General features: G+C 64.0%; 22 protein-coding genes. 13 read left to right on the top strand and 9 right to left on the bottom strand.

Going from position 1 to position 24,880, the window contains the following annotated elements:
• Window positions 1-48 precede the first annotated feature (48 nt).
• Genes K2O51_RS32650 through K2O51_RS32625 form a run of 6 tightly spaced genes read left to right on the top strand, consistent with a single transcriptional unit; the run spans window position 49 to window position 6,353 of the window.
• Complete coding sequence (locus K2O51_RS32650; protein ID WP_041680897.1) at window positions 49-828, top strand: ABC transporter ATP-binding protein; 780 nt, start codon at window positions 49-51, stop codon at window positions 826-828.
• Between the two features lie 2 nt (window positions 829-830).
• Window positions 831-1,535 carry an ABC transporter ATP-binding protein gene (locus tag K2O51_RS32645; protein ID WP_011296176.1) on the top strand — a complete coding sequence of 235 codons (705 nt, stop codon included), beginning with the start codon at window positions 831-833 and terminating at the stop codon, window positions 1,533-1,535.
• A gap of 21 nt (window positions 1,536-1,556) precedes the next feature.
• On the top strand, window positions 1,557-2,444 hold the full coding sequence (locus K2O51_RS32640; protein ID WP_011296175.1) for a branched-chain amino acid ABC transporter permease: 888 nt from the start codon (window positions 1,557-1,559) through the stop codon (window positions 2,442-2,444).
• 14 nt (window positions 2,445-2,458) lie between these two features.
• A complete protein-coding gene (locus tag K2O51_RS32635) occupies window positions 2,459-3,487 on the top strand; it encodes a branched-chain amino acid ABC transporter permease (RefSeq protein ID WP_041680796.1) in 1,029 nt (342 codons plus the stop codon).
• 56 nt (window positions 3,488-3,543) lie between these two features.
• Window positions 3,544-4,764, top strand: coding sequence for an ABC transporter substrate-binding protein (locus K2O51_RS32630; RefSeq protein ID WP_041680896.1), 1,221 nt, complete (start codon window positions 3,544-3,546; stop codon window positions 4,762-4,764).
• Entirely contained in the window at window positions 4,761-6,353 is a 1,593-nt protein-coding gene (locus tag K2O51_RS32625) for an aldehyde dehydrogenase (NADP(+)) (protein WP_011296172.1), read from the top strand. The genes K2O51_RS32630 and K2O51_RS32625 overlap by 4 nt, the downstream gene beginning before the upstream one ends.
• A gap of 57 nt (window positions 6,354-6,410) precedes the next feature.
• Here the strand turns inward: K2O51_RS32625 and K2O51_RS32620 are convergent, their stop codons facing one another.
• Entirely contained in the window at window positions 6,411-7,289 is an 879-nt protein-coding gene (locus K2O51_RS32620; RefSeq protein ID WP_041680795.1) for a LysR substrate-binding domain-containing protein, read from the bottom strand.
• A 163-nt stretch (window positions 7,290-7,452) separates the two neighbouring features.
• On the opposite strand from K2O51_RS32620, the gene K2O51_RS32615 reads away from it, so the two are divergent.
• From K2O51_RS32615 to K2O51_RS32585, 7 genes are all read left to right on the top strand, one after another.
• Window positions 7,453-8,574 carry a glycoside hydrolase family 88 protein gene (locus K2O51_RS32615; RefSeq protein ID WP_011296170.1) on the top strand — a complete coding sequence of 374 codons (1,122 nt, stop codon included), beginning with the start codon at window positions 7,453-7,455 and terminating at the stop codon, window positions 8,572-8,574.
• A gap of 26 nt (window positions 8,575-8,600) precedes the next feature.
• Window positions 8,601-9,041: a MaoC family dehydratase gene (locus K2O51_RS32610; RefSeq protein WP_011296169.1), complete on the top strand. Its 441-nt coding sequence runs from the start codon at window positions 8,601-8,603 to the stop codon at window positions 9,039-9,041.
• A gap of 37 nt (window positions 9,042-9,078) precedes the next feature.
• Window positions 9,079-10,647, top strand: coding sequence for an acyl CoA:acetate/3-ketoacid CoA transferase (locus K2O51_RS32605; RefSeq protein WP_011296168.1), 1,569 nt, complete (start codon window positions 9,079-9,081; stop codon window positions 10,645-10,647).
• Window positions 10,648-10,673: 26 nt separating this feature from the next.
• A complete protein-coding gene (locus K2O51_RS32600; RefSeq protein ID WP_220632197.1) occupies window positions 10,674-11,804 on the top strand; it encodes an iron-containing alcohol dehydrogenase in 1,131 nt (376 codons plus the stop codon).
• A gap of 11 nt (window positions 11,805-11,815) precedes the next feature.
• Window positions 11,816-12,958: an acyl-CoA dehydrogenase family protein gene (locus K2O51_RS32595; protein ID WP_011296166.1), complete on the top strand. Its 1,143-nt coding sequence runs from the start codon at window positions 11,816-11,818 to the stop codon at window positions 12,956-12,958.
• A 28-nt stretch (window positions 12,959-12,986) separates the two neighbouring features.
• Complete coding sequence (locus K2O51_RS32590; protein ID WP_011296165.1) at window positions 12,987-14,642, top strand: acyl-CoA synthetase; 1,656 nt, start codon at window positions 12,987-12,989, stop codon at window positions 14,640-14,642.
• Between the two features lie 1,406 nt (window positions 14,643-16,048).
• Window positions 16,049-16,201 (top strand): hypothetical protein, encoded by a 153-nt coding sequence (locus K2O51_RS32585; protein ID WP_166487195.1) that lies wholly within the window; start codon window positions 16,049-16,051, stop codon window positions 16,199-16,201.
• Here K2O51_RS32585 and K2O51_RS32580 read toward each other — a convergent pair.
• The 8 genes from K2O51_RS32580 to K2O51_RS32545 form a co-directional block, all read right to left on the bottom strand.
• Window positions 16,176-17,654: an NAD(P)(+) transhydrogenase (Re/Si-specific) subunit beta gene (locus tag K2O51_RS32580; RefSeq protein WP_220632196.1), complete on the bottom strand. Its 1,479-nt coding sequence runs from the start codon at window positions 17,652-17,654 to the stop codon at window positions 16,176-16,178. The genes K2O51_RS32585 and K2O51_RS32580 overlap by 26 nt on opposite strands.
• Window positions 17,651-18,010 carry an NAD(P) transhydrogenase subunit alpha part 2 gene (locus K2O51_RS32575; RefSeq protein ID WP_011295852.1) on the bottom strand — a complete coding sequence of 120 codons (360 nt, stop codon included), beginning with the start codon at window positions 18,008-18,010 and terminating at the stop codon, window positions 17,651-17,653. Before K2O51_RS32575 ends, K2O51_RS32580 begins: the two co-directional genes overlap by 4 nt.
• A gap of 10 nt (window positions 18,011-18,020) precedes the next feature.
• On the bottom strand, window positions 18,021-19,139 hold the full coding sequence (locus tag K2O51_RS32570; RefSeq protein ID WP_220632195.1) for a Re/Si-specific NAD(P)(+) transhydrogenase subunit alpha: 1,119 nt from the start codon (window positions 19,137-19,139) through the stop codon (window positions 18,021-18,023).
• Between the two features lie 88 nt (window positions 19,140-19,227).
• Window positions 19,228-20,244: a Bug family tripartite tricarboxylate transporter substrate binding protein gene (locus K2O51_RS32565; RefSeq protein WP_220632194.1), complete on the bottom strand. Its 1,017-nt coding sequence runs from the start codon at window positions 20,242-20,244 to the stop codon at window positions 19,228-19,230.
• Between the two features lie 488 nt (window positions 20,245-20,732).
• The gene (locus K2O51_RS32560) at window positions 20,733-21,908 is read right to left on the bottom strand and encodes a UxaA family hydrolase (protein WP_011295855.1); all 1,176 of its coding nucleotides are present in this window, start codon (window positions 21,906-21,908) and stop codon (window positions 20,733-20,735) included.
• Window positions 21,909-21,966: 58 nt separating this feature from the next.
• A complete protein-coding gene (locus K2O51_RS32555) occupies window positions 21,967-22,248 on the bottom strand; it encodes a UxaA family hydrolase (RefSeq protein WP_011295856.1) in 282 nt (93 codons plus the stop codon).
• A 133-nt stretch (window positions 22,249-22,381) separates the two neighbouring features.
• On the bottom strand, window positions 22,382-23,395 hold the full coding sequence (locus K2O51_RS32550; RefSeq protein ID WP_011295857.1) for a galactitol-1-phosphate 5-dehydrogenase: 1,014 nt from the start codon (window positions 23,393-23,395) through the stop codon (window positions 22,382-22,384).
• Window positions 23,396-23,451: 56 nt separating this feature from the next.
• Entirely contained in the window at window positions 23,452-24,804 is a 1,353-nt protein-coding gene (locus K2O51_RS32545) for an MFS transporter (protein WP_220632193.1), read from the bottom strand.
• Window positions 24,805-24,880 lie beyond the last annotated feature (76 nt).

Below are 24,880 nucleotides of genomic sequence, written 5' to 3'. Positions count from 1 at the left end.
TTGCGGCCATATTCTCCAGCAGACCCAACAACGGGCGCGGAAATGACCATGGCAAGCAATCTCATTCTTGAAACCGTCGGACTGAGGAAAGAATTCAAGGGATTTGTCGCCGTAAACGACGTCAGTCTCAAGGTCAGGCGTGGGCACATCCACGCGCTGATTGGTCCGAACGGTGCAGGCAAGACCACCTGCTTCAACCTCCTTACCAAGTTCCTGGATCCCACGCGCGGCACCATACGGTTCAACGGTGCCGAGATCACCGGCGAGAAGCCGGCGCAGATCGCACGCAGGGGCGTGGTGCGCTCCTTCCAGATCTCGGCGGTGTTTCCGCACCTGACCCTGCTCGAGAACGTACGTATCCCGCTGCAGCGCAGGCTCGGGATTTCCTTCCAGTTCTGGCGCTCGCCGAAAGTCCTCGCATCGCTCGACGACAGGGCCATGGCATTGCTCGCCGACGTCGGACTGGAGGACTTCGCCGACATGACGACCGCCGAGATGCCGTACGGCCGCAAGCGCGCGCTGGAAATCGCCACCACGCTGGCCCTCGACCCCGAGCTGATGCTGCTCGACGAGCCCACGCAGGGCATGGGCCACGAGGACGTTGACCGCGTCATGCAGCTCATCAAGAAGGTCTCGGCCAATCGCAGCATCCTGATGGTGGAGCACAACATGAAAGTGGTGTCCGGCATCTGCGACGCCATCACGGTGCTGGCGCGCGGCAGCGTGCTGGCCGAGGGCACATACGCGGAAGTCTCCGCCAACCCGCAGGTCATCGAGGCCTATATGGGCAGCGCTGATGCCGCGCTCGCTGCGCCGGGAGGGCATTGATCATGGCGACGGAATACCTGCGGGTCACCGACCTCCATGCCTTCTACGGCGAATCGCACATCCTGCACGGCATCGACTTGCTGGTGAACGAGGGAGAGTGCGTGACCCTGCTCGGCCGCAACGGGGCAGGCCGTACCACCACCCTGCGCGCCATCATGGGCCTGACGGGGCGGCGCGCCGGCTCGGTCATGATCGACGGCCGCGAGGCAATCGGCATGCCGGCCCATCGCATCGCGCGTCTCGGCGTCGGCTTTTGCCCGGAAGAGCGGGCGATTTATTCCAGTCTCTCCTGCGAGGAGAACCTCCTGCTGCCGCCGCAGGTGGGTGGCGGCGGGATGAGCCTCGAAGAGATCTACGCGATGTTCCCCAACCTCCACGAGCGGCGGCATAGCCAGGGCACGCGGCTCTCGGGCGGCGAGCAACAGATGCTGGCGATGGCGCGCATCCTGCGCACCGGGGCGCGGCTGCTGCTGCTGGACGAAATCTCCGAGGGACTGGCGCCGGTGATCGTGCAGAAGCTCGCCCAGGTCATCCGCGACCTCAAGGCGAAGGGCTACACGATCGTGCTGGTGGAGCAGAACTTCCGGTTCGCCGCGCCGCTGGCCGACCGCATGTACGTGGTGGAGCACGGCCAAATCGCCGCGGAGATCCACCAGCACGAGATTCACGAGAAGCAGCACCTGCTCCAGGAACTCCTGGGTGTCTGAGACCGCTGCGGAGGAGACAACATGATAACGATTCTGGGAGTCCCGCTACAGGGGCTGTTGGGGCAACTCGTGCTCGGGCTGGTAAACGGCTCGTTCTACGCGATTCTCAGCCTCGGACTTGCCGTGATCTTCGGCATGCTCAACATCATCAACTTTGCCCACGGCGCGCTGTTTATGGTGGGCGCATTCGTCGCCTGGGCGGGCCTGGAGTATCTCGGCATCAGCTACTGGTGGTCGCTGCTGGCGGCGCCGGCGCTGGTCGGGCTAGCGGGTATCGCCATCGAACGCGGCCTGCTGCGGTGGCTGTACAAGCTCGACCACCTGTACGGGCTGCTGCTCACCTTCGGGCTGGCGCTGATTATCGAAGGCCTGTTCCGCTTCCAGTTCGGCGTCTCGGGGCAGCCCTATTCGATTCCCGACGAGGTGGCCGGCGCCATCAACCTCGGCTTCATGAGCCTGCCGAAATACCGCGCGTGGGTCATCGGCGCCTCGCTCACAGTGTGCCTGGTGACCTGGTTCACGATCGAGAAGACCCGCCTCGGCGCCTACCTGCGCGCCGCCACCGAGAACCCAAGCATTACCCAAGCCTTCGGCGTCAACGTGCCGGTGATGGTGATGCTGACCTATGCCTTCGGCGTGGGCCTGGCCGGGCTGGCCGGCGTGCTGGCAGCACCGACGGGGCAACTAAGTCCGCTGATGGGGTCGAACCTGATCATCGTCGTGTTCGCGGTGGTGGTGATCGGCGGCATGGGTTCCATCCTTGGCGCGATCGTCGCCGGGCTGGGGCTGGGCGTGGTCGAAGGACTGACAAAGGTGTTTTATCCGGAGGCGTCGGCCACGGTGGTCTTCGTGATCATGGTCATCGTGCTGATGGTTCGGCCGGCAGGCCTGTTTGGCAAGGAAAAGTGAGGTCGAGTATGAAAATGAGAAATCTTGGCTACGGTGTCCTTCTGCTGGGCGCGCTGGCGGCCCCGGCCGTGCTCTATCCGGTGATGCTGATGAAGGTGCTGTGCTTCGCCTTGTTCGCCTGCGCCTTCAACCTGCTGCTCGGCTATACCGGCCTGCTCTCGTTCGGCCATGCGGCGTTCCTCGGCACGGCGGCCTACATATCGGGCTACGGCATGAAGACCTGGGGGCTGACCCCGGAACTCGGCCTGCTGCTCGGCACGGCCGTCTCGGCTGCCGCGGGCTTTGTCGTCGGGGCGCTCGCTATTCGCCGGCAGGGCATCTACTTCGCGATGATCACGCTTGCGTTGGCACAGATGTTCTACTTCCTGTTCCTGCAGGCGCCGTTCACCGGCGGCGAGGACGGCATGCAGGCTATTTCGCGAGGCAGGCTGTTCGGCCTGATCGACCTGGCGTCGGACCTGCGCATGTACTACTTCGTGCTGGCGATCTTCCTGTTCGCCTTCTGGCTGATCCACCGCATCATCCATTCGCCTTTCGGCCAGATCCTGAAGGCGATCCGCGAGAACGAGGCGCGCACCACCTCGCTGGGCTACGACGTCGCGCGCTACAAGCTGCTGGCCTTCGTCCTCTCGGCGGGCCTGGCCGGCCTTGCCGGGGCCACCAAGACCCTGGTCTTCCAGTTTGCCACGCTGACCGACGCGCACTGGCACACCTCCGGCGAAGTCGTGCTGATGACGCTGTTGGGCGGCCTTGGCACGGCCTTCGGCCCGGTGGTGGGCGCGGGCATAGTGGTCGCCATCCAGAACGCCTTGGCCGACAAGGTCGGTTCCATGATCACCGTGATCATGGGGAGCATCTTCGTCGTGTGCGTGCTGGCGTTCCGCCGCGGCATCGTCGGCGAGTTGAACGCGTTGTGCCAGAACATTGTAGGCAACCGCCGCGGCCGGCCCGCACCGTGCCACGCTGCCGTGCCGGCACCAAGTCATGACGAAACGCCCGCCGGAGCAGGCGTGCCTGGCCGGCGCGTGGAAGGAAAGGCATGAAATCTGGCGCTGAACGGAACACCCCATATCTATCCCCACAGTAGAGGAGACACATGATGAACAATCGCATCAAGCTGCTTTCGCTCGCCGCGCTGCTGACGGCCTCGACGGCGCAGGCCGAGATCACGGACGGCGTGGTCCGGATCGGCGTGCTCAACGATCAGACCGGCGTTTATGCCGGGCTGGCTGGTCCCGGTTCGGTCTGGGCCGCGAAGAAGGCAGTCCAGGACTTTGCGCCCGAGAAGCATGGTCTGAAGGTGGAGATCGTGGCCGCCGACCACCAGAATAAGCCGGACGTCGGGGCGAGCATCGCCCGCCGCTGGTTCGACGTGGACAAGGTGGACGCTATCGTCGACGTGCCGACCTCGTCGGTCGTCCTGGCGGTCAACCAGGTGGCCAAGGAGAAGAACAAGGTGATGATTGTCACCGGCGGCGGCACCTCCGACCTCACCGGCAAAGCCTGCACGCCCAATGCGATCCACTGGGCCTACGACACGTGGGCACTGGCGAATGGGACTGGTAAGGCGGTTGTCAAGTCTGGTGGCAAGAGTTGGTTCTTCGTGACTGCTGACTACGCCTTCGGCCACTCGCTCGAACGCGACACCGAGGCCGTTGTCGTCAAGAACGGTGGCAAGGTCCTCGGCAAGGTCCGGCATCCTTTCCCGGGCAACGATTTCTCCTCCTACCTGCTTCAGGCTCAGGCCTCCAAGGCGCAGGTAGTGGGCCTGGCCAACGCCGGGGGGGACACCATCGGCGCGGTCAAGCAGGCCGCCGAGTTCGGCGTGACCGCCGGCGGTCAGAAGCTGGCAGGCCTGCTCGTCTTCAGCAGCGATGTCCAGGCGCTCGGCCTCAAAGCCGCCCAAGGCCTTTTGCTGAGCGAGACCTGGTACTGGGACATGACCGATGAGAACCGCAAGTTCGGCAAGGAATTCGCCGCCGCCAACAACGGCAAGTTTCCAACCATGGCGCAGGCGGGCACGTACTCGGCGGTGATCCACTACCTGAAGGCAGTGGCGGCGATGAAGGCGGACGGCGACGGCGCTGCCGTGGTCGCGAAGATGAAGGCGATGCCCACCGACGACAAGCTGTTCGGCAAGGGCAGCATCCGCGAAGACGGCCGGAAGATCCACCCGCTCTATCTTTTCGAGGTGAAGAAGCCGTCGGAATCGAAGTACGCGGGCGACTTCTACAAGCTCATCGCCACCATTCCCGCCACCGAGGCGTTCCGGCCGATGGAAGAAGGTGGCTGCCCGCTCATTGGGAAGAAGGCGTCATGAGGATCACCGGACATATGCTGATCGGGCAGAGCAGCGTCAGCGGCACCGCTGGCGCGTTCAAGGCGTTTTCTCCGGCGCTTGCCGCCGACATCGAGCCCGCGTTCGGCGGCGCCGGCCCCGCCGACGTCGATCGGGCCTGCCGCCTGGCTGCGAGCAGCTTTGCGAGGTATCGCGAGACGACGCCCGAGACCCGCGCCAGCTTCCTGGAAGCAATCGCCACCGGCATCGAAGGCCTCGGCGACGCCCTCATCGAGCGCGCCATGGCCGAGACGGCTCTGCCGCGAGCGCGTCTGCAGGGCGAGCAGGCGCGCACGGCGGGCCAGTTGCGGCTGTTCGCAGGGGTTGTACGGGCCGGGCACTGGCATGGGGCGACGTTGGATACGCCCTTGCCCTATCGCACGCCGCTGCCGCGCCCCGACCTGCGCCGACGCAACGTCCCGCTGGGCCCGGTGGCCGTCTTCGGCGCCAGCAATTTCCCGCTGGCGTTCTCGGTGGCCGGTGGCGACACGGCGTCGGCCCTCGCGGCGGGCTGCCCGGTGGTCGTCAAAGCCCACCCCGCGCATCCCGGCACTTCCGAACTGGTCGGCCGGGTCATCCAGGCGGCGGTGGCCGAATACGGGATGCCGGAGGGGACGTTCTCGCTGCTCTTTGGCGTTGGCAATGACGTAGGACAGGCGCTCGTCGGGCATCCCGCCATCCGGGCAGTCGGCTTCACCGGCTCCCGGGCCGGTGGCCTCGCGCTCTTGCGGCAGGCAATGGCCAGGCCGGTGCCGATTCCGGTCTACGCCGAAATGAGCAGCGTCAACCCGGTGCTCCTGCTGCCACATGCGCTGGTAGATCGTGCCGAAGGCATCGCGCGGGAATTCGTCGATTCGCTCGTGATGGGCGTCGGCCAGTTTTGCACCAACCCCGGTTTGGTGATCGCGCTGGAAGGGGACGACTGTGATCGCTTCGAGGCCGAAGCCGGGCGGACCGTACAAGGCAAGCCGGCGGGTACGATGCTGACGCCCGGCATCGGCCGCGCCTACGCCGCCGGGGTGGCGCGCCTGCGGGCGCATGAGGCAGTCCGAAGCGTGGCCACCGGCGAGAGCAGCAGCGACGCGTGCGCGGCGACGGCCCATTTGTTCGCCACCGACGCGGCCAGCTTTCTGGCGTTTCCGGAACTGGGTGAGGAGATATTCGGTCCCTGCTCGCTGATCGTCAGATGCCGCTCGGCGGCGGATGTGGCGGCGGTGCTCGACGGGCTGGAAGGGCAACTGACCGCCACGCTGCAGATGGCGCCAGCGGACGAAGCTCTCGCGGCCGAACTGCTGCCGCGGCTGGAAGACCGGGCGGGCCGAATCCTGGTAAACGGCTTCCCGACCGGCGTGGAAGTGAGCCACGCCATGGTCCACGGCGGACCGTTCCCGGCCACGTCCGATGGGCGCAGCACGTCGGTCGGCAGTGCCGCCATCGAGCGGTTCCTGCGCCCAGTGTGCTATCAGAACTTCCCATCCAGCCTGTTGCCGGCCGCGCTGGCCGACTTCAACCCACTGGCGCTCGACCGCCACGTCGACGGTAGCCTGTCGCCGACCTCCCGTCGCGACTGAACACCCGCGCCATCCTCCACCTTGCCCATGTTGCAGCGGGCGAGGTCGGGGGAACCCTCACAGCATGCTTTTGGCCGTCTCGATGAACGCCGTCATGAGCGGCGTTGGGGTGCGCTGGCTATAGCCGAGCATGATCTCGATTGTCGGCTGCCGGCCTTCGATCGGCTTGTAAACCACGTGGTCGAACTTCACCTTCCGGACTGACGCTGGCACGAAGCCGATGCCCGCACCGGAGCTGACCAGGCCGAGTAGCGTATAGACCTGCCCCACTTCCGAGATGACCTTCGGTACAAAACCCGCCGACGCGCACATGCGCATGTTCATGGCGTGGAAGTCCGGCGCCATCTCCGGTATGTACATCACGAAGGGCTCCTGCGCGCATTTCTTCAGAGAAATCGACTCAGCGTTCGCCAACGGGTGTCTTGCCGGCACGGCCAGCACGAACGGCTCTTCCAGGATGGTCTCCCATGTCACTTCCTCAAGGTCCGGCACCGGCCGCATGAAGGAAATATCCGCGTCACCCCGGCGCAGAGCTTCCGCCTGTTTGACGACCGGAAACCAGCGCAGCAGGATTTCGACGGAAGGAAAACGTTCTCGGTAGGCGCGCAGGATGGGCGGCAGCAGCGTGTAGGACGTGTGTTCGAAGAAGCCGACGGTCAGCCGACCCGTCTCGCCGCGATGCGCGCGTTGCGCCTGCACGACTGCCCTCTCGGTAGCTCGCAGGATCTGCCGCGCTTGCTCAAGGAAAATGCGACCCGCTTCCGTCAACTCCACATGCCGACGCGTGCGATTTAGCAGTGTGACATCCATCTCCTCCTCGAGTTGGCGGATCTGCATGCTCAGCGGAGGCTGGGCGATGTGCAGTCGCTCGGCCGCTCTCGTGAAATTAAGTTCCTCAGCGATGGCGATGAAGTACCGCAGGTGGCGAAGGTCCATCACTATATCCATTGAGTATAAAAGATCGATTAATTATATATTGGACACTAGTTTGCGCAATCCCTAGGATCCCATGCATACCCCGCTCCGCACGCCACCCCAGTCGGTTCGCAAGGCTGGCACCGGAGACCGGACAAGCCAATGTACGCATGGAGACAAACATATGGATTCCAGACTGATTGATGATGCGCTCGATCGCAGCCTGCAACGCATCGATGCGACGATCGCGCAGGACGAGGTGGGCTTTCCGCACTATGGCAATCCGGCCGACGGCACCTGGACACGCACCCCGGCCGGCGACTGGACCGGCGGGTTCTGGGTCGGGATGCTGTGGCTGGCTGCCTTGCGCACTGGCGAGCAGAAGTACCGCGACAGCGCCCGCATGTGGTCCGCACGGCTGGCGCCGCGGGTGGCGTCGAAGTCGGTGTTCAAAGGGTTCCTCTTCTGGTACGGCGCGCAACTCGGCGGCTCGCTGCTGGCCGATCCGCAGGCCGCGGGGCTCGCCCTCGCCGGCTCGCGTGGCCTGGCGGAAATGTACAGCGAAGCAGCCCGCCTGATCCCGCTCGGCACCGAGGCTGAGGAGGCTTCCAGCGTGGGGGCGTGCGAGGTCAACATCGATGCGATTCCGGGCACCGTGGCGCTGCTGCTGCGGCACGACGCCGCGCTCGGCACGGGCGAGATCGGCCGCCAGCACCTGCGCCAGCACATTGCCTTATGCGTGCGGGAGGATGGCTCGGTTTGCCAGTCCGCCACATTCAATGCTGCCGATGGTTCGCTCGTGAAGCGCTACACGCACAAGGGCATTCATGACAGCAGCACCTGGGCCCGCGCCCAGGCGTGGGGCATGCTCGGCCTCGCACAGGCGCTGTCGTGCGGCGAGCAGGCGTTCAAATCCGACGCGATCCGCGTGGCCGATTGGTGGGTCGCGCACCTCCCCGCCGACTGTGTGGCCTTCTGGGATTTCGACGATCCCGCCATCCCGCACACTAACCGCGACACCTCGGCCACCGCCATCGCCGCAGCCAGCTTGCTCAAACTGGCTGCGCTCATCCCGGAGCGTGCGGCGGTCTACCGCCAGGTCGCCGTCGAGAGCATCGAGCAACTCGTGATCCGCTTCCTAACCCCGGTCAGCCCAGGTGATGAACGGCAGGCGGGCATCCTCACCGGCGGCTGCTTCAACAAGCGCAATGGCGTCGCCATGGATAACGAGCTGGTCTGGGGCGACTACTTTCTCTTCGAATCTCTGCTCATCCTCGCGGGCAGGATTGACGCCACCCAGGTCTGAACCCAACCCACTCCCGGAGAAACCAAGTGTCCGACATCAAGATCCCGCACGAAGGCAACGTATCCACCCTTATTGGCACGCACACCAGCTACACGCGCACCCTCGGCGAGTACGACATCTATGCCTTCGCCGGCATCAGCGGTGACAACCACCCCAATCACATGGACGAAGAATACTGCAAGCGCATGGGCTTCGGCGGCCGCATCGCGCAGGGCGCCATGATGGTCGGTTTCATCGCCGGCGCCGTGACCAAGTATCTCGACATGATCAAGCGCCCGGCGGTCTCCTACGGTTACGACAACGTGCGCTTCACCAAGCCCGTTCGCATCGGAGACACCCTCACCGTGAACTACCGCATTGCCCGCGCCGACGACGAGAAGAAGCGCCTGTGGGCTGAGGCCACGCTACTCAACCAGCGGGGCGAGACGGTCTGCGTCGGTACCCACATCATCCATTTCCAGGCCTGAGCCCGGGCGGCGAGCGGCGAGAAAGGTGAGAGATCGCATGAGCAAGATCTGTACTGCGGCGCAGGCCGTTTCGGATATCCGGCCCGGACAGAGCGTGGGCAGCGTCGGCGTGATCGGCTGGCTGACGCCGGACGCGTTGTTCCAGGCGCTGGCGCAACGCTTCCATGAGACTGGATCGCCTCGTGACCTGACCTTCTTCTTCCCGGTCAGTGTCGGCGACGGCATGGGCATCCGCGGCATGGATCACGTGGCCGTCGAAGGGCTGATGAAGCGGATCGTGTCGGGCAACTTTACCAATGCGGTGAATCCGGCCACCGGCGAGCGCCCCGAGTTCATGCGCCTGATCCGCGAGAATCGGGTGGAAGCCTACTGCTGGCCGATCGGCGCCACCATGCACTGGCTGCGCGAGGTCGCCCGGCACAGCCCAGGCTATCTGACCCGCATCGGCCTCGGCTCCTACATCGATCCGCGCCAGCAGGGCGGCAAGTACACGGCGCGCGCCACCGAGGACCTGGTGCGGATGCAGGAGCTGGACGGCAAGGAATACCTGTTCTATCCGAGCTGGCCGCTCGACGTGGCGTTCCTGCGTGCCACCAGCGCCGACGAGCACGGCAACCTGAGCTTCGAGGACGAGCCGATCACGTCGTGCGCGCTGGCCATGGCGCTGGCGGTGAAGGCGTCAGGCGGCACCGTGATCGCACAGGTGCGCAAGCTGGTGCCGCGCCACGCCCGGCCGGCGCATGCGGTGCGGATTCCCGGCGTGCTGGTGGATCGCGTCGTGGTGGAACCCGACGCCATGATGACCACCGACATCCGGTACGACGATGCCTATCTGGGCGGCCAGCTTTTCGACGGTCGCGCCTCGGACCGCCTGACGCCCGGCGCCGACAAGGTGATCGCTCGGCGGGCGGCCCGGGAAATCAGGCCCGGCGAGGTCAGCATCTTCGGCTTCGGCGCTTCGTCCGACGTGCCCACGGTGATGATGGAAGACGGCCTGTTCGCCGACGGCGGCCTGCATCGCTACAGCTTTACCACCGAGCACGGCCCCTTCGGCGGCGTCGTGATGAGCGGTTGGCAATTCTCCGCCAACAAGTATCCGGAGGCCTTGATCGACGGCCCCTCGCAGTTCGACTTCATTGACGGCGGCAACTGCCCGATGGCGGCGCTGGCCTTTGCCCAGTTCGACCGGGCCGGGAACATCAACGTCAGCCGCTTCGGCGCGGCCAATCCGGGGCCGGGCGGCTTCATCGACATCGCCTACAACGCGCGCAAGCTGCTGTTCACCGGCACCTTCACCACCGGCGGCCTCGCCGCCGACACCACCGACGGTTTCCTGTCGGTCGGGCGTGAGGGGAGCGTGCGCAAGTTCGTCGAGCGCGTGGACGAGATCACCTATCCGCTCGGGCGCAACGTGGCCGAGCGCGGCCAGGAGGCCAAGGTCATCACCGAGCGCGCAGTCTTCTCGGTGGCGCCAGATGGACTGGTGCTGGAGGAGGTTGCGCCCGGTATTGACATCAGGTCGCAGGTGCTAGACCTGATGGCCTTCCCGCCGGTGCGCGTGGCGGAGCCGCTTCCGCGCATGGACTCAACGCTATTCCGCGCTTGACGCATCGACATATCTACGAGGAAAACATGGCTGTCATCAACTACCTGACTACCGTTCACATCGACTTCGGCGCCATCCGGATGCTGGGGGCCGAGCTGCAGCGCCTGGGCATCCAGCGACCGCTGATCGTCACCGACCGGGGCATCCGCGCCGCCGGTATCGCCGACAAGGTGCTCGACGCCCTGGGCCCAGATTGCACGCCCACTGTCTTCGAGGACACCCCATCCAACCCGACGGAAGCCGCCGTGTCCGCCGCGACCGGCCTTTACCTCGGCAATGGCTGCGACGGCATCGTGGCCGTGGGCGGCGGGTCGCCCATCGACCTGGGCAAGGCCACCGCGCTGCTGGCGACCCACCCGGCACCGCTGCAGACCTACGCGGCGGTGGAGGGCGGCGCGAGCCGGATCACCAGCCGGGTCGCCCCGCTGGTGGCCATCCCGACGACTGCGGGTACCGGTAGCGAAGTGGGCCGGGGCGCTGTCATCGTCATGGAGTCCGGCCGCAAGCTCGGCCTGCTTAGTCCGTTCCTGCTGCCGAAGCTCGCCATCTGCGACCCCGAACTCACGCTGGGATTGCCTCCGGCCCTGACCGCCGCGACCGGCATGGACGCCATCGCCCACTGCATCGAGACCTTCCTGGCGCCGGCCATCAACCCGCCCGCCGAGGCGATCGCCCTGGACGGCCTGTGCCGCGGCGTGGCCAATATCGGCAAGGCCACCGCCGACGGCTGCGACCGCGACGCGCGCTGGAACATGATGATGGCCGCCATGGAAGGCGCGCTGGCCTTCCAGAAGGGGCTGGGCGCGGTGCATGCCCTGTCGCACCCGCTGGGCGCGGTGCCCGGCGTCTCGTTGCACCACGGCACGCTGAACGCCGTGCTGCTGCCGGCCGTGCTGCGCTTCAACAAGCCGGCGACCGAAGCCAAGCAGGCCGCACTGGTGCAGGCCATGGGCCTGCCCGTCGGCGCGGACCCGGCTCTGGCCATCAGCGAACTCAACGCCCGTCTTGGCTTGCCGGCTGGTCTCGGCGCCATGGGTGTGCCGCGTGACGTGCTGGAGAACATCGCGGTCGCCGCCACGAAGGACCACTGCCACGCCACCAATCCCCGCACTGCCACGGTCGATGACTACCTGGCGATGCTGCAAGAATCGTATTGAGGAGGACGACGATGGCTTACGTCGCAGAACACCACGAGATGATCCGCGAGGCTGTGCGCCGCTTCGCCGAGGAAGAGATCGCACCGGTCGCCCACCGGTTGTGGGAAGAGGAGAGTTTTCCCTACGAGATCTGGCGCCGGGCCGGCGAACTGGGCTATATCGGGCTGCCGTACCCCGAAGCCTGGGGAGGTAGCGGCGGCGACTGGCTTGGCTTCGCCATTGCGCTGGAAGAGATCGCCCGCGTCGATTGCGCCGTGGCAGTGGCCATCATGGCCAACTCGACGGCGGCCAGCCTGCTCAACAACTACGGCACCGACAGCCAGAAGGCGCGCTTCCTGCGGCCGATCCTGACGGGCACGCAGGTCGGCTGCATCGGCCTGACAGAGCCGAACGCCGGCTCCGACGCCGCCAACATCCAGACCCGAGCCGTGCTGAAGGATGGCTGCTGGGTCATCAATGGCGCCAAGACCTTCATCAGTAACTCGGGTTCCGAGATCACCGGCCCGATCGTCATCGCGGCGGTGACGGGAACCCGGCCCGACGGCCGCAAGGAGATTTCGAACTTCATCGTGCCGAACGGCACGCCCGGCTTCAGCCATGGCAAGAAGCTGCACAAGATCGGCTGGCGCGGATCGACCACATTCGAGCTGTTCTTCGAGGACTGCGCCATTCCTGCCGACCACCTGCTCGGCGAGGTCGGGGTCGGCCTCAGGCAGACCCTGTCACAGGTGAGCACCGGCCGCATCCTGATCGGAACGCTGGGCCTGGGCATCCTGCAGGGCTCGCTGGAACGCTCCGTCCGCTACATGAGCGAGCGCACAGCGTTCGGCAAGACGCTCAACCAGTTCCAGTCGCTGCAGTTCAAGCTGGCCGACATGGCGACCCACGCGCACGCTGCCCGCCTGATGCTGTACGACGCTGCGGTGGCCAAGGACGAGGGCCGGCCCTACGATCGGCAGGCCTCGATGGCAAAGCTTTTCGCTACCGAGAAGGCCATGGAGGCGGCTCACCAAGCCGTGCAGATCCACGGCGGCAACGGGATCATGACGGAGTACGCGGTATCGCGCGCGTTCGGGGATGCCAAGGTGCTCGAGATCGTCGAGGGGACCTCCGAGATCCAACGGATGATCATCTCCCGCGACGTAATGCAATGACGCACGGCTGCAGCCAGTGAGGCAATCCATGGAACAGGTCGAACACAACGCGGATGGGTTGGAGCGCAGCCCGGTCAACTTCGTGCCCCTGACGCCGATCTCCTTCCTGCGCAGGACGGCCGAGGTCTACCCTGAGCGTACAGCCATCGCCTACGGCGAGCGCCGCACGAGTTGGCGGGCAATGCTGGACCGCAGCCGCCGCCTCGCGTCGGCGCTTGTGGCCGCCGGCGTCAGGACTGGCGATACGGTGGCCGTGATGGCCGCCAACACGCCGGAGATGCTGGAGATGCATTTCGGCGTGCCCATGAGCGGCGCCATGCTGAACACGCTGAACGTGCGCCTGGACGCGGCCGCCATCGCCTTTATGCTCAGGCACGCGGATGCGAAGGTGCTGGTCACCGACACGGAGTACGCTGACGTAGTCCAAGCCGCACTGGCACTGCTCGACGACAAGCCGCTGGTGATTGACATCATCGATCCCGCCGTCGAAGGAGGCCGCAGGCTGGCGGAGATCGAATACGAGGGCTTCCTGGCCGGGGGCGATCCGCACTGGGAGGGCGGCGAGCCCGTCGACGAATGGCAGGCCATCGCCCTCAACTATACGTCCGGCACCACGGGCAACCCCAAGGGCGTGGTCTACCACCATCGCGGCGCCTATCTGGCTGCGCTGTCGAACATGCTCGACTGGGGCATGCCCCGGCACGCCGTCTTCCTGTGGACGCTGCCGCTGTTCCACTGCAATGGCTGGTGCTTCGCCTGGACGCTGGCGGCCAACGCCGGTACCAGTATCTGCCTGCGGCGGGTGGATGCTGCCGCCGTGCTCGATGCGATTCGCGAGCACCAGGTCACGCATTACTGCGGAGCGCCGATCGTGCATGCGATGCTTGCCCACGCACCTGAAGCGTGGAAGGCGGGCATCGACCATCCGGTCCACGGACTCATCGGCGGCGCGCCGCCGCCGATGCCGGTGATCGAGGGCCTGTTGCGCATGGGGATCAGGATCACTCAGATCTACGGGCTGACCGAGGTCTACGGCCCTGCGGCGGTTTGCGTGGAGCAGCCCGAATGGGACGACCTCGGCATCGATGCGCTGGCGGAACGGAAAGGACGGCAGGGCGTCCGCTACACTGCGCAGGAAGGCATGGCCGTGCTGGATCCCGAAACCCTTGTGCCGGTGCCGTGGGACGCGAAGACCATCGGCGAAGTCATGTTCCGCGGCAACATGACGATGAAGGGCTACCTGAAGAACCCGGAGGCCACGGCGGAAGCTTTTGCCGGCGGCTGGTTCCACTCGGGAGACCTCGCAGTCGTCTGCCCGGATGGCTATGTACAGATCCGGGACCGTTCCAAGGACGTCATCATTTCCGGCGGAGAGAATATCAACTCGCTGGAGGTGGAGGAGGTGCTCTACCGGCACCCCGCGGTGCGCGTGGCAGCCGTCGTCGCCCAGCCGGACGAGCGTTGGGGAGAGACGCCATGCGCCTTTGTCGAAGTCGTCGATGGCGCCAGGGTCGGCGAGCGCGAACTGATCGAACATTGCCGTGCCCACTTGGCGCACTTCAAGGCGCCGAAGAAGGTGGTCATCGGCCACCTTCCCAGGACGTCGACCGGCAAGATCCAGAAGTTCCTCCTCAGGCAACGAGCAAGCTCCGGCGCTCCCTGGCCCGGCCACATACCGGCGTGAGTTCTCCCGTGAATGTGTTTCGGTGGCCCGCCGAGCCTGCTCTTCACATTCGAGATATCCGTGAGCGCCCGGTCGTGGCGGAGCAGAAAACTCGTGTCCGGTATCGCATCGGCAGCGAAGACCGGTTGATCGACCGCCTTGGCGACATCTTGCGCGAGATGCGTGACTGGCGCGGTGCTACCGCACGGCAGGCACGGCATCTGTCCAGGCGTCACGGTATCGGCTACCAGGCCGCGCTGCTCTTGCTCTATCGCGCGGAGATGCGTTCAGCGTGCCCGAGGCGCATGGTGATCTGTCTAGCTGCGGCGGTGGAAATTGGCATTGACTCGAGCGGCTTCCTCCCTGGATGCAGGATCGAAGAGGCAGAGTTGTCTTCGGAACTTCGGGTCATGTATTGGGCGGCCTTACGGAGGGGCTCAGGGCGGAAATGGAGCCAGTGGCCGGGTGATGGCGCCGGACAAGTATGAAAACAGAGTAATTTCGGATGGTGGTCGGCTAAATCCGCGGTGGTAAGCGGCCGTAGGCATGGCAACCTGTGAAGCTGCTCCGATTCTTTTCTGCCGTTGACGCGCTGATTGCCGAATGACTGAAATGGCGATCGTCTGCCGAAGCAGCATTAGGGCGGATGACCGTTGGACTCGAATAGCCGTCATCGTGTTGAGGAAGATTCGAACGGCGCATAGGGGTCGGGTACGGCCGCCCCCTCACGGATCGAAAGCTCATCGGCTAACACGGGACATTCGACTTGGCCCCATCCCGACAGCGGGATTGATGGGGGTTCAGCGCCGCCCATCATTTCCTTGCCGCCCAACCACACAACGGAACGGAAAAGACCGGTGGGGCCCTGGCTGGTTCCGACTGAAGGCTCCGTTTGCGGCCATTCGCGAGCACAAGGTGTCCCCTACACATCATTTCACATGATGTGCAAATTATGGGCGGACAATAATTATTCCAGCGCCATAATTCGCCATAACTGGATCATGGACACAAAGGGTCACTTACCGCCGACGATGCCCGAAGTCGTGGCCATTCCGCTGCCGGCAAGATGGGCGGCGGGCGCCAGCCCCCCTTCCGCTGGCTTCGATGTGAAGTTTCCAAGTAAACGCATCAAATGGCTCTTTTGCGTGGAAACGTCAGTCCGTGATCTGGAGCCGACCATCGGCGCTGGAGAGAGGTCAAAAGGCGAGAACCGGCGCCCACTTTCAGACTGAGTTCGGCCACTGACAGCCAGCGATCTACGCTCGGCGAACGAGCGCTTTCCTGAGCTGCCGCAACCAGCGACAGGCCCCCTATTCGACGAAGACTTGGCGTCGCCACGTGTGATTGAATCCCTATTTGCGACTTCGGCCATGGCATAAAAGGCGACGGGACATGGCCTGTCGCCCCTGCCTCTAACTGGTCCACATGTGACGAAGACCGCTGACTACGTCGCCGAGCTAGCCGAGCGCGAAGGCATCGAGTATTCGGCCACCTTTATAGACCAATGGGCGGCTGCCGTTGCCAATGTCTTGGGCGACACGATCGTGCCCGACGCTACGGACGATCTGCCACTGCCTTAAACATGTCCTCGACCACCTTCTTGGCGTCGCCGAACACCATCATGGTCTTGTCCATATAGAACAGTTCGTTGTCCAGCCCGGCGTAGCCGGCGGCCATCGACCGCTTGTTCACGATGATGGTCTTGGCCTTGTACGCCTCCAGGATCGGCATGCCCGCGATCGGCGACCTCGGATCAGTCTTGGCCGCCGGGTTCACCACGTCGTTGGCGCCCAGCACCAGCACCACGTCGGCCTGGCCGAACTCGCTGTTGATGTCTTCCATTTCGAAGACCTGGTCGTAGGGCACTTCGGCTTCGGCCAGCAGCACGTTCATGTGGCCCGGCATGCGGCCCGCCACCGGGTGGATCGCGTACTTCACGGTCACGCCCTTTTCGTGCAGCTTCTCCGTCAGTTCCTTCAGCGCGTGCTGGGCACGGGCGACGGCCAGACCGTAGCCCGGCACGATAATGACCGTCTCGGCATTGCCCATCAGGAACGCTGCGTCGTCGGCGGAGCCGGACTTCACGTTGCGCTGGGCCTGTGCGCCGACTGCGCCGGCTGCCGCCCCGTCACCGCCGAAGCCGCCCAGGATCACGTTGAAGAACGAGCGGTTCATCGCCTTGCACATGATGTACGAGAGGATGGCACCGGACGAACCCACCAGCGAGCCGGCGATGATCAGCATCGGGTTGTTCAGCGAGAAGCCGATGCCCGCCGCCGCCCAGCCCGAGTAGGAGTTCAGCATCGACACCACCACCGGCATGTCGGCGCCGCCGATCGGAATGATGATCAGCACGCCCAGCACGAAGGCGATGGCCAGCATGACCAGGAACGGCAGCCATTCCTGCGTCATGAAGAACGCGATGCCGAAGCCGACCATGGCGACGGCCAGCGCCAGGTTCAGCATGTGCTGGCCCGCGAACACGACCGGTGCACCCTGGAACAGGCGGAACTTGTAGCGCCCGGCCAGCTTGCCGAACGCGATCACCGAACCGGAGAAAGTGATGGCGCCGACGAAGCAGCCGATGAACAGCTCGATACGGTTGCCCATCGGGATCTCGTGTGAGCCCGCCGCCGCGATGCCAAAGGCTGCTGGCTCCGCCACGGCTGCCACCGCGATGCACACCGCGGCCATGCCGATCAGCGAGTGCATGGCCGCGACCAGTTCGGGCATCTTGGTCATCTCGACCTTCTTCGCCACATAGGCGCCGATGCCGCCGCCAACGACCAGCCCCGCGAGAATCAGCGCCAGGCCGGAACCTGCACCCGTGCCAGCGCCAGCCGCGAGGAACTCGCTCTTGAGCTTGGCGATCAGCGCCACCGTGGTAAGCGCTGCTACCGCCATACCGATCATACCGAAGGCGTTCCCCTTGCGGGCCGAAGCCGGATGCGACAGGCCCTTCAATGCCTGGATGAAGCAGACCGACGCACCCAGGTAGAACAGTGTCACCATATTCATGAACAGGGCATTCATCGCGGCATCTCCACCAGTTCGCCGCCGGCATGCGGGGCCTTCGCGTTGCCTTCGGCTTTCACCTTGGGCGCCTTCTTGCGGAACATCTCGAGCATGCGCTGCGTGACCAGGAAGCCGCCGAACACATTGACCGCGGCCAGTGCCACGGCCAGCGTGCCCATGGTGCGGCCCACGCCGCCTTCGGTCAGGCCGGCCGCCAGCATGGCGCCGACGATGATGATGGCCGAGATCGCATTGGTTACCGCCATCAGCGGCGTATGCAGGGCGGGCGTGACTGTCCAGACCACGTGGTAGCCCACGTAGATCGCCAGCACGAAGATGATCAGATTGATCACCGTGTGGTTCACCATTTCCATCGAACTCTCCTTAACAGGCCAATGCCTCTTCTTCCCGCCGTGTCATCAGGCAGGCGGCGACGATGTCATCTTCGAGGTTCAGCGTGAACTGGCCCTCCTTGTCGATGACCAGCTTGAGAAAGTCCAGCACGTTGCGGGCATAGAGCGCCGAGGCGTCGGCCGCGACCATGCTGGCCAGGTTGGTGTGACCGACGAAGGTCACCCCATGGCGCTCGACCACTTCATCGGCCACGGTCAGCGGGCAGTTGCCGCCTTGCGCGGCCGCGAGATCCACCACCACCGAGCCCGGTTTCATCTCCCGCACGGTCGCTTCCTGCAGCAGCACGGGTGCCTGGCGACCGGGGATCAGCGCGGTGGTGATGATGATGTCGGCCTGCCTGGCGCGCTCGTGCACCAATTCGGCCTGGCGGCGCATCCAGTCCGGCGGCATCGGCCGGGCATAGCCGCCCACGCCCTGCGCGATTTCGCGCTCTTCATCGGTGATGAACGGCACGTCCAGGAACTTGCCGCCGAGCGATTCGATCTGCTCCTTCACCGCCGGGCGCACGTCGGACGCCTCGATCACCGCGCCCAGGCGTTTGGCCGTGGCGATGGCCTGCAGGCCGGCCACGCCGGCGCCGAGGATCAGCACGCGCGCCGCCTTTACGGTGCCCGCGGCGGTCATCAGCATCGGCATGAAGCGCTGGTAGTAGTGCGCGGCCACAAGCACGGCCTTGTAGCCTGCGATATTGGCCTGCGAGGAGAGCACGTCCATGCTCTGCGCGCGCGTGGTGCGCGGCGCAGCTTCGAGCGCGAATGCCGTGATGCCGGCAGCCGCCATGCGCGCCTTGTTTTCGGCATCGAACGGATTGAGCATGCCCACCAGCACGGCACCCGGCTTCATCTGCGCCAGTTCGTCTTCGTCCGGCGAGCGGACCTTCAGAACGAGTTCCGCGCCGAAGGCTTGGGCCGCCGTGCCGATGTGGGCGCCAGCGCTTTCGTAGGTGCCGTCGGGCAAGCTGGCGCGCAAGCCGGCGCCGGACTGCACTGTGACCTTGTGGCCCTGTGCGACATACATCTTCACCGTCTCCGGGGTGGCGGCGATTCGAGTCTCGCCGACTCGTGTTTCCTGCGGGATGCCGATGTGCACGTTAATTTCCTGTCGTGATTACGTTAAGCCTCAGCAACAGACCGGCTTCCCGGCCAGCCTTGCTCCTTAGTTACCGGCGACTTGCCTTTCACTCAACTCTTATGTGCTTCTCTTTAATGAGCTTTGCCCACCGCGTCACTTCCGAGCTAAAGTACTCAGCGAACGGCGGCCCGTCCTGAGGTGCCGGCGTAAAGCCCGCCGCGATAATACGATTGCGTACGGTTTCAGATGCCAACATGCGGGAGACGGAGGTGGCAACCTTGTCGACAATAGTGCGAGGCGTACCCGCGGGCATCATCAAACCGGTCCAGTTTTCGACAATCAAGTCCGGATAGCCTGCCTCAGCTACGGCTGGCACATCAGGCAGCAGCGGATGACGCTCGCGCGTGGTCACCGCCAATGCGCGCAGCTTGCCAGACTTCACAAATGCCAGCGACTCTGGGAAATTGGAGAAGACCACGTCGATCTGGCCGCCGATCAGATCCGTCATCGACGGCGCACCGCCCTTGTATGGCACATGGGTGAAGCTCGTCTTGCTCTGGCTTTCGAACAGCGCGAGGGTTAAGTGCGGTGGCGTTCCGTTCCCGCTGGAGCCAGCATTCAGCCGCGATTTCTGAGCCCCGACGGCCAAGTCTTTCAGCGATGTGATCGGCGAATTTGCCGGCACCACGACAACCATGGGGGACGATGCCACGCGCACCACTGGCACCAGATCCTTCTGCATATTGAACGGCAGCGTGGGAAACAGCGTGACATTCGACGCGTGTGTTAGCGTCACTGCAAGCCATGTGTAGCCGTCCGGAGGCGCCTTGGCTCCCTGGTCTGCGCCGATGTTCGCGTTGCCTCCCGGCTTGTTGTCGACAATGATCGGCTTCTTCCACTCCTCCGCTAATTGCTGGCCTACCAGGCGCGCGATGAGATCGGTGAGTCCGCCGGCCGCGAATGGAACGACATACCGTATGGGCTTTTCCGGGTAGTTTGTCGCGGCATTTCTTTGTGCCGCGGCCCTAATAGGACTCAACCCAGACAGGGCTATTGCCGCAGTCAAGGCAGAGAGGGCGCAGGAAAAGCGCCTGCGCCCGCTGCAGGTCAAGCGTCGATCCATTGTTCCGTCTCCATTGTTGTCATCAGCCCGTCTGTCGCAGGCCCATTCGGAATGGGAAACTTCAGCACTCGACATCGACAGCCCGCCTAAACCCACGAGCTAACGCTCATAGCTTATCGGGAGCTTCGAGGCCGCTCTGCGCTTTACTCTTCCATCACCAATCTTCGGTGCGTGCCTAGGATCTTCCGCGTTCATGCCTAGCGAAGCTTCCTCGACCAGTAAGTCTTGCGGAGCACCACGGCTGGCGGCCGGCGTCGACATCGATACAGTCCCTGACGCCGAAAGACCGACTACCGTGTGTGCTCCCGCGCAGACAGCAGCCCCGCACCGCTGGGAGGCCATACAACGATCAGCGCCCGGGCGCCATTAGGAATCTCGGTCAGGCTGTTGTGCTTGCCGGATTTGCTTGGCTCGTTCGTAAGTCGAAGCGGGGCGTCAGCGCCTGCCCTGCGAAGGGATTCACATCTTCACTGATGCAGGCGGCTGCGTTACGCGGACTCGTGGATGCGGGTCAGCACGAACTCACGGTGGCCGAGCGCTTCGGCCGCGGTCCAGCGGCCATTGACAGTCTCCAGCATGCACTCGAGCAGCTTGTCGCCAGTCTGGTCCAGCGTCTGTTCGCGTTGCAGCAGCCCCGAGCAGTCCACGTCCATGTGCTCGCTCATGAGACGCACCGTACGCGGGTTGGCGCACAGCTTGATCACGGGGACGATTGGGTTGCCAATCACGTTGCCTTGGCCGGTCGGGAAGAAGTGGACGACGTAGCCGGCGGCGGCGCAGAGCGTGACCATTTCGGCTGCGGCTGATGATGAGTCCATGAACCAGAGGCCCGGATGGGTCGGCTCTTCGGCCTTATCCAATACGCCATCGACGGTGCACTTCTTACCGATCTTCTGGATGTTGCCGAGCGCTTTCTCTTCGATGGTGGTCAAGCCGCCGGCAATATTTCCCTTGGTCGGCTGGGACTCGGACAGGTCCGAGGTCTTCCAGCGGTCGATCATGCCCTGGTAGCGCTCGAACATTTCCATGAACTTATTGCGCACGTCATCGTTGGCGCAACGGGCGGCGACGATGTGCTCGCCGCCAGTCAGCTCCGAGGTCTCGCCGAACACCAGCGTGGTACCAAGCGGATGGAGCTTGTCAAAGGCATTGCCGACGGTCGGGTTGGCACCGCAACCGGAAGTGGTGTCCGACTCGCCGCACTTGGTCGACACCCACAGTTCGCTGATCGGGCACTCCACGCGTTGCAGCGTCGTGGCGTATTGCACGAATTCCTTCGCCGCTTTCGACGCCCGCATGATGGTTTCGTGGTCGCCGTGGCCCTCGATGCCAAAGCCAACCACCGGTTTGCCGGTCTTGGCGATGCCATCAACGACTTTCTTCGTCCACCCGTCTTCGATACCGATCACTACTACCGCAGCAACGTTCGGGTTGCTGCCCGCGCCAATCAAGGTGCGGAAGTGCAGATCGAGGTCCGGACCGAACTGCAGGCGGCCGTACGGATGAGGGATAGCCATCGTGCCCTTGATGGCAACAGCGACGGCTTCGGCGGCGGCATTGGACAGGTCATCCAGCGGAAGGATGATGACGTGGTTGCGAACGCCCACGCGACCGTTGTCGCGGCGGTAGCCCCAGAAAGTGGTGTTTTGGTCAATAACGGACATGACGTGGTCCTCGGATGCTTTGATTAAAGGTGGATTCGGAGGGATGCGGTGGTACTGCTTACCAGCGCTTGGTCTTGATGTTGTGAACGTGAGCGTGTTCACCAGCCTTGATCGGCGCGACAACCTTGCCGATGTCAATGCCGTACTTGTAAACCGTCTCGTTCACGTCCATGTCGCGCAGCGCAACCTTGTGGCCGATGGGGATCGGCTGGAGCGCGGTAACGGTGATGACCTTGTCCTCGTCCATGATCCAGGCGTTCAGCTTGGTGCCCGGCTCAATCCCCTCGACCACAGCCACCGCGACGGTGTCCTTGGCGTCATGCAGTACTACGTGAATCATCTTTGTCTCCTTCGTGTCGGTCGTCGATGAAATAAATATTAGGTAGCCAACTCCATGTCAACTAGCTCATATATATGAGTTGGCTGGGTAAAAAAATTACTGTTGCGTATGTCGTTACGGGTTGGGTGCCGTCTTAGGCGAGCTCAGGAATCAATACAACCTTCCCCGCCGCCACACGACCCGCAGCGAGATCAGCAAAGGCGGCCGGGCCATCTGCCAAGGAACGGGTCTCTACCCACTCCAGCGAGCCAAAATTGCCTTGCTCCAGTGCCCGAACTGTGGCGTGCATGTCGGACATCGTGTAGGTGTAAGTTCCCAGCAGCGTCAACTCGGCAAGGGTCAGTTTGCGCATATCGATCTCGCTCGACCACGCCTGCAAGCCGATATGCATGACAACACCCCCAGGTCGCGTCGCGGCAATGGCAAGGTTCCGGGTTGGAGCGGCACCAACCGCATCAATGACAACGTCGAACGCGGATTCGGGTGGCGGACTGACCGTTGGATCGATCACCTCGCATCCAAGATGCCGGCTTACCGACGCCTGTCGGAGGGCATTGGTCTCTGCGACGCAGACACGTTTGCAGCCGTAAGACGTCACTAGGGCAGCGGTCAGCATGCCAATTGCTCCGCCGCCGATGATCAGCACGCTCACCTCCGGCAAGGGCCGACTCATCGCTCGCATCGTGAGGTTGACGGCATGAAGCGCGGTAGCCGCTGGCTCGGTCAGCGCTGCGCTGACGCTCGGCAGCGTGTCAGGAATCGGAATTGCGCAGCGAATCGGGATCGCAAGATACTCCGACAGCGCGCCGGGCCGGTTCATGCCAACCATGCCGCGATTGGCGCAGAGATTGTCACGTCCCTGGAGGCAGTAGTCACAGTGACCGCATGTAACGAGTGGGTTCGCTGTCACACGCTGACCGACGGGCATGCGAGCTTCATCGGAAGAGGCAATGACAGTACCCGCGAACTCATGGCCGAGCACCAGCCCTGGCTTGCGACGGGGATCGTGACCATGGTAGGCGTGGAGATCCGAGCCGCAAATGCCGCTGGCATCGATGCGCAACAGAATCTCACCTGGCTCCAGGTCCGGCATGTCTCGGTCCAGTACCTCGACGGCGTCCGGTTGGGTATAGACGATGGCTTTCATGGGTGTACCTAATCCTGAATCGGGTGTTAATGCAGGTGATGAAGCGAAGCAGCGCGTTAGCCATGGACCTTCGACGGCGCCAGGCTTACGCGGTTGGCGTGCGCCGACCGAAAGGCAATCCACATCGTGCAGGCGGCGCTCATGATGCCGACTCCCAGCACGTATGCGCACAGATACCAGGGCTCCCCGTCCGCCTTGGCGTTAAGCCAGGTGGCGATGATCGGCGTCAGACCTCCCGCAAACACCCCGGCAAACTGATAGACAAAGGAAATGCCGGTATAACGAACGCGAGGATCGAACACTTCTGAGAACATCGACGACATCGTGCCGAATACCGCCGCGTGAAAGATACCGAACGGAATGATGATCGCCGCCCACACCAGCAGCACATTGCCCCCGGAATGTTGCATCAGCCAGAATGCCGGGAAGGCCGAAAGACCTGCGAGCAGCGCGCCAGTACCGTAGACGATGGGCCGCCCGACACGGTCGGACACGGCGCCCCACAGCGGAATGAAGAACGTCATCACACCGGCACCGATCAGCACGCCCAGCAACGCTTGATCACGGGAGAGCTTCAACGTCTGCGTGAGGTAGGCCAGCGAGAACACACCAAACACATTGAAGAAGACGCCATCGATGAAGCGAGCGCCCATGCAGGCAAGCACAACGGCGGGATAGCGACGAAGCATGGCCAGGAATGGAAGTCCGGGGGCTTCTTCGTGGTCATGTTGGGCAGCCGCGAATTCCGGAGATTCCTCCACATGTGAGCGCATGTACGAACCGATCAAGACCATCACTGCGCTAAGCATGAAAGCAATGCGCCAGCCCCATGCGAGGAAGTCCTTATCTGACAACAGCAGTGACAAGATTGCAATGACACCGCTTGCCAGTACCAGCCCGAGGGACATGCCAGTCTGCGGCAGACTCGCAAAGAATCCGCGACGGTGGCTTGGCGCGCTCTCGAAGGTCATCAGTACCGCGCCGCCCCACTCGCCACCGAGGCCAATCCCCTGCGCAACCCGACATACCAGCAGCAGGATCGGCGCCCAGACACCAATCTGCTGATAGGTGGGAATCAGGCCAATGGCGGTAGTCGCGACACCCATGATCATCAGCGTCAGCACCAGCATGCGCTTGCGACCGAGGGTATCGCCGAAGTGTCCGAAGATCACGCCCCCGAGTGGCCGCGCCACAAAGCCCGCCGCGAAGGTTGCATAGGCGAGCAGCGTGCCTACCACGGGATCCGCTGAAGGGAAATACAGCTTGTTGAACACAAGGCCGGCTACCACCCCGTAAAGGAAAAAGTCGTACCACTCAACCATCGCGCCAATCGTGCTCGACGTAACAACCTGCCGCAGTTTTCGCGCCGCGTCCTGTGCGGACTGCGCCGCCGTTGCCTGCTTCGTCATGCTTGTCTCCTAATTCGGTCTTGTCCCGTGGTTGCGCCTCAGAGGCGCTATTTTGGGTACGGGCAGCGGTGAGGAC

Origin of the sequence: Cupriavidus pinatubonensis, assembly GCF_019602855.1 — a bacterium.
In the GTDB taxonomy this organism is placed as follows: Bacteria; Pseudomonadota; Gammaproteobacteria; order Burkholderiales; family Burkholderiaceae; genus Cupriavidus; species Cupriavidus pinatubonensis.
The sequence above is the reverse complement of the archived record's forward strand: the minus strand, read 5'-3'. Positions and strand labels throughout refer to the sequence as shown.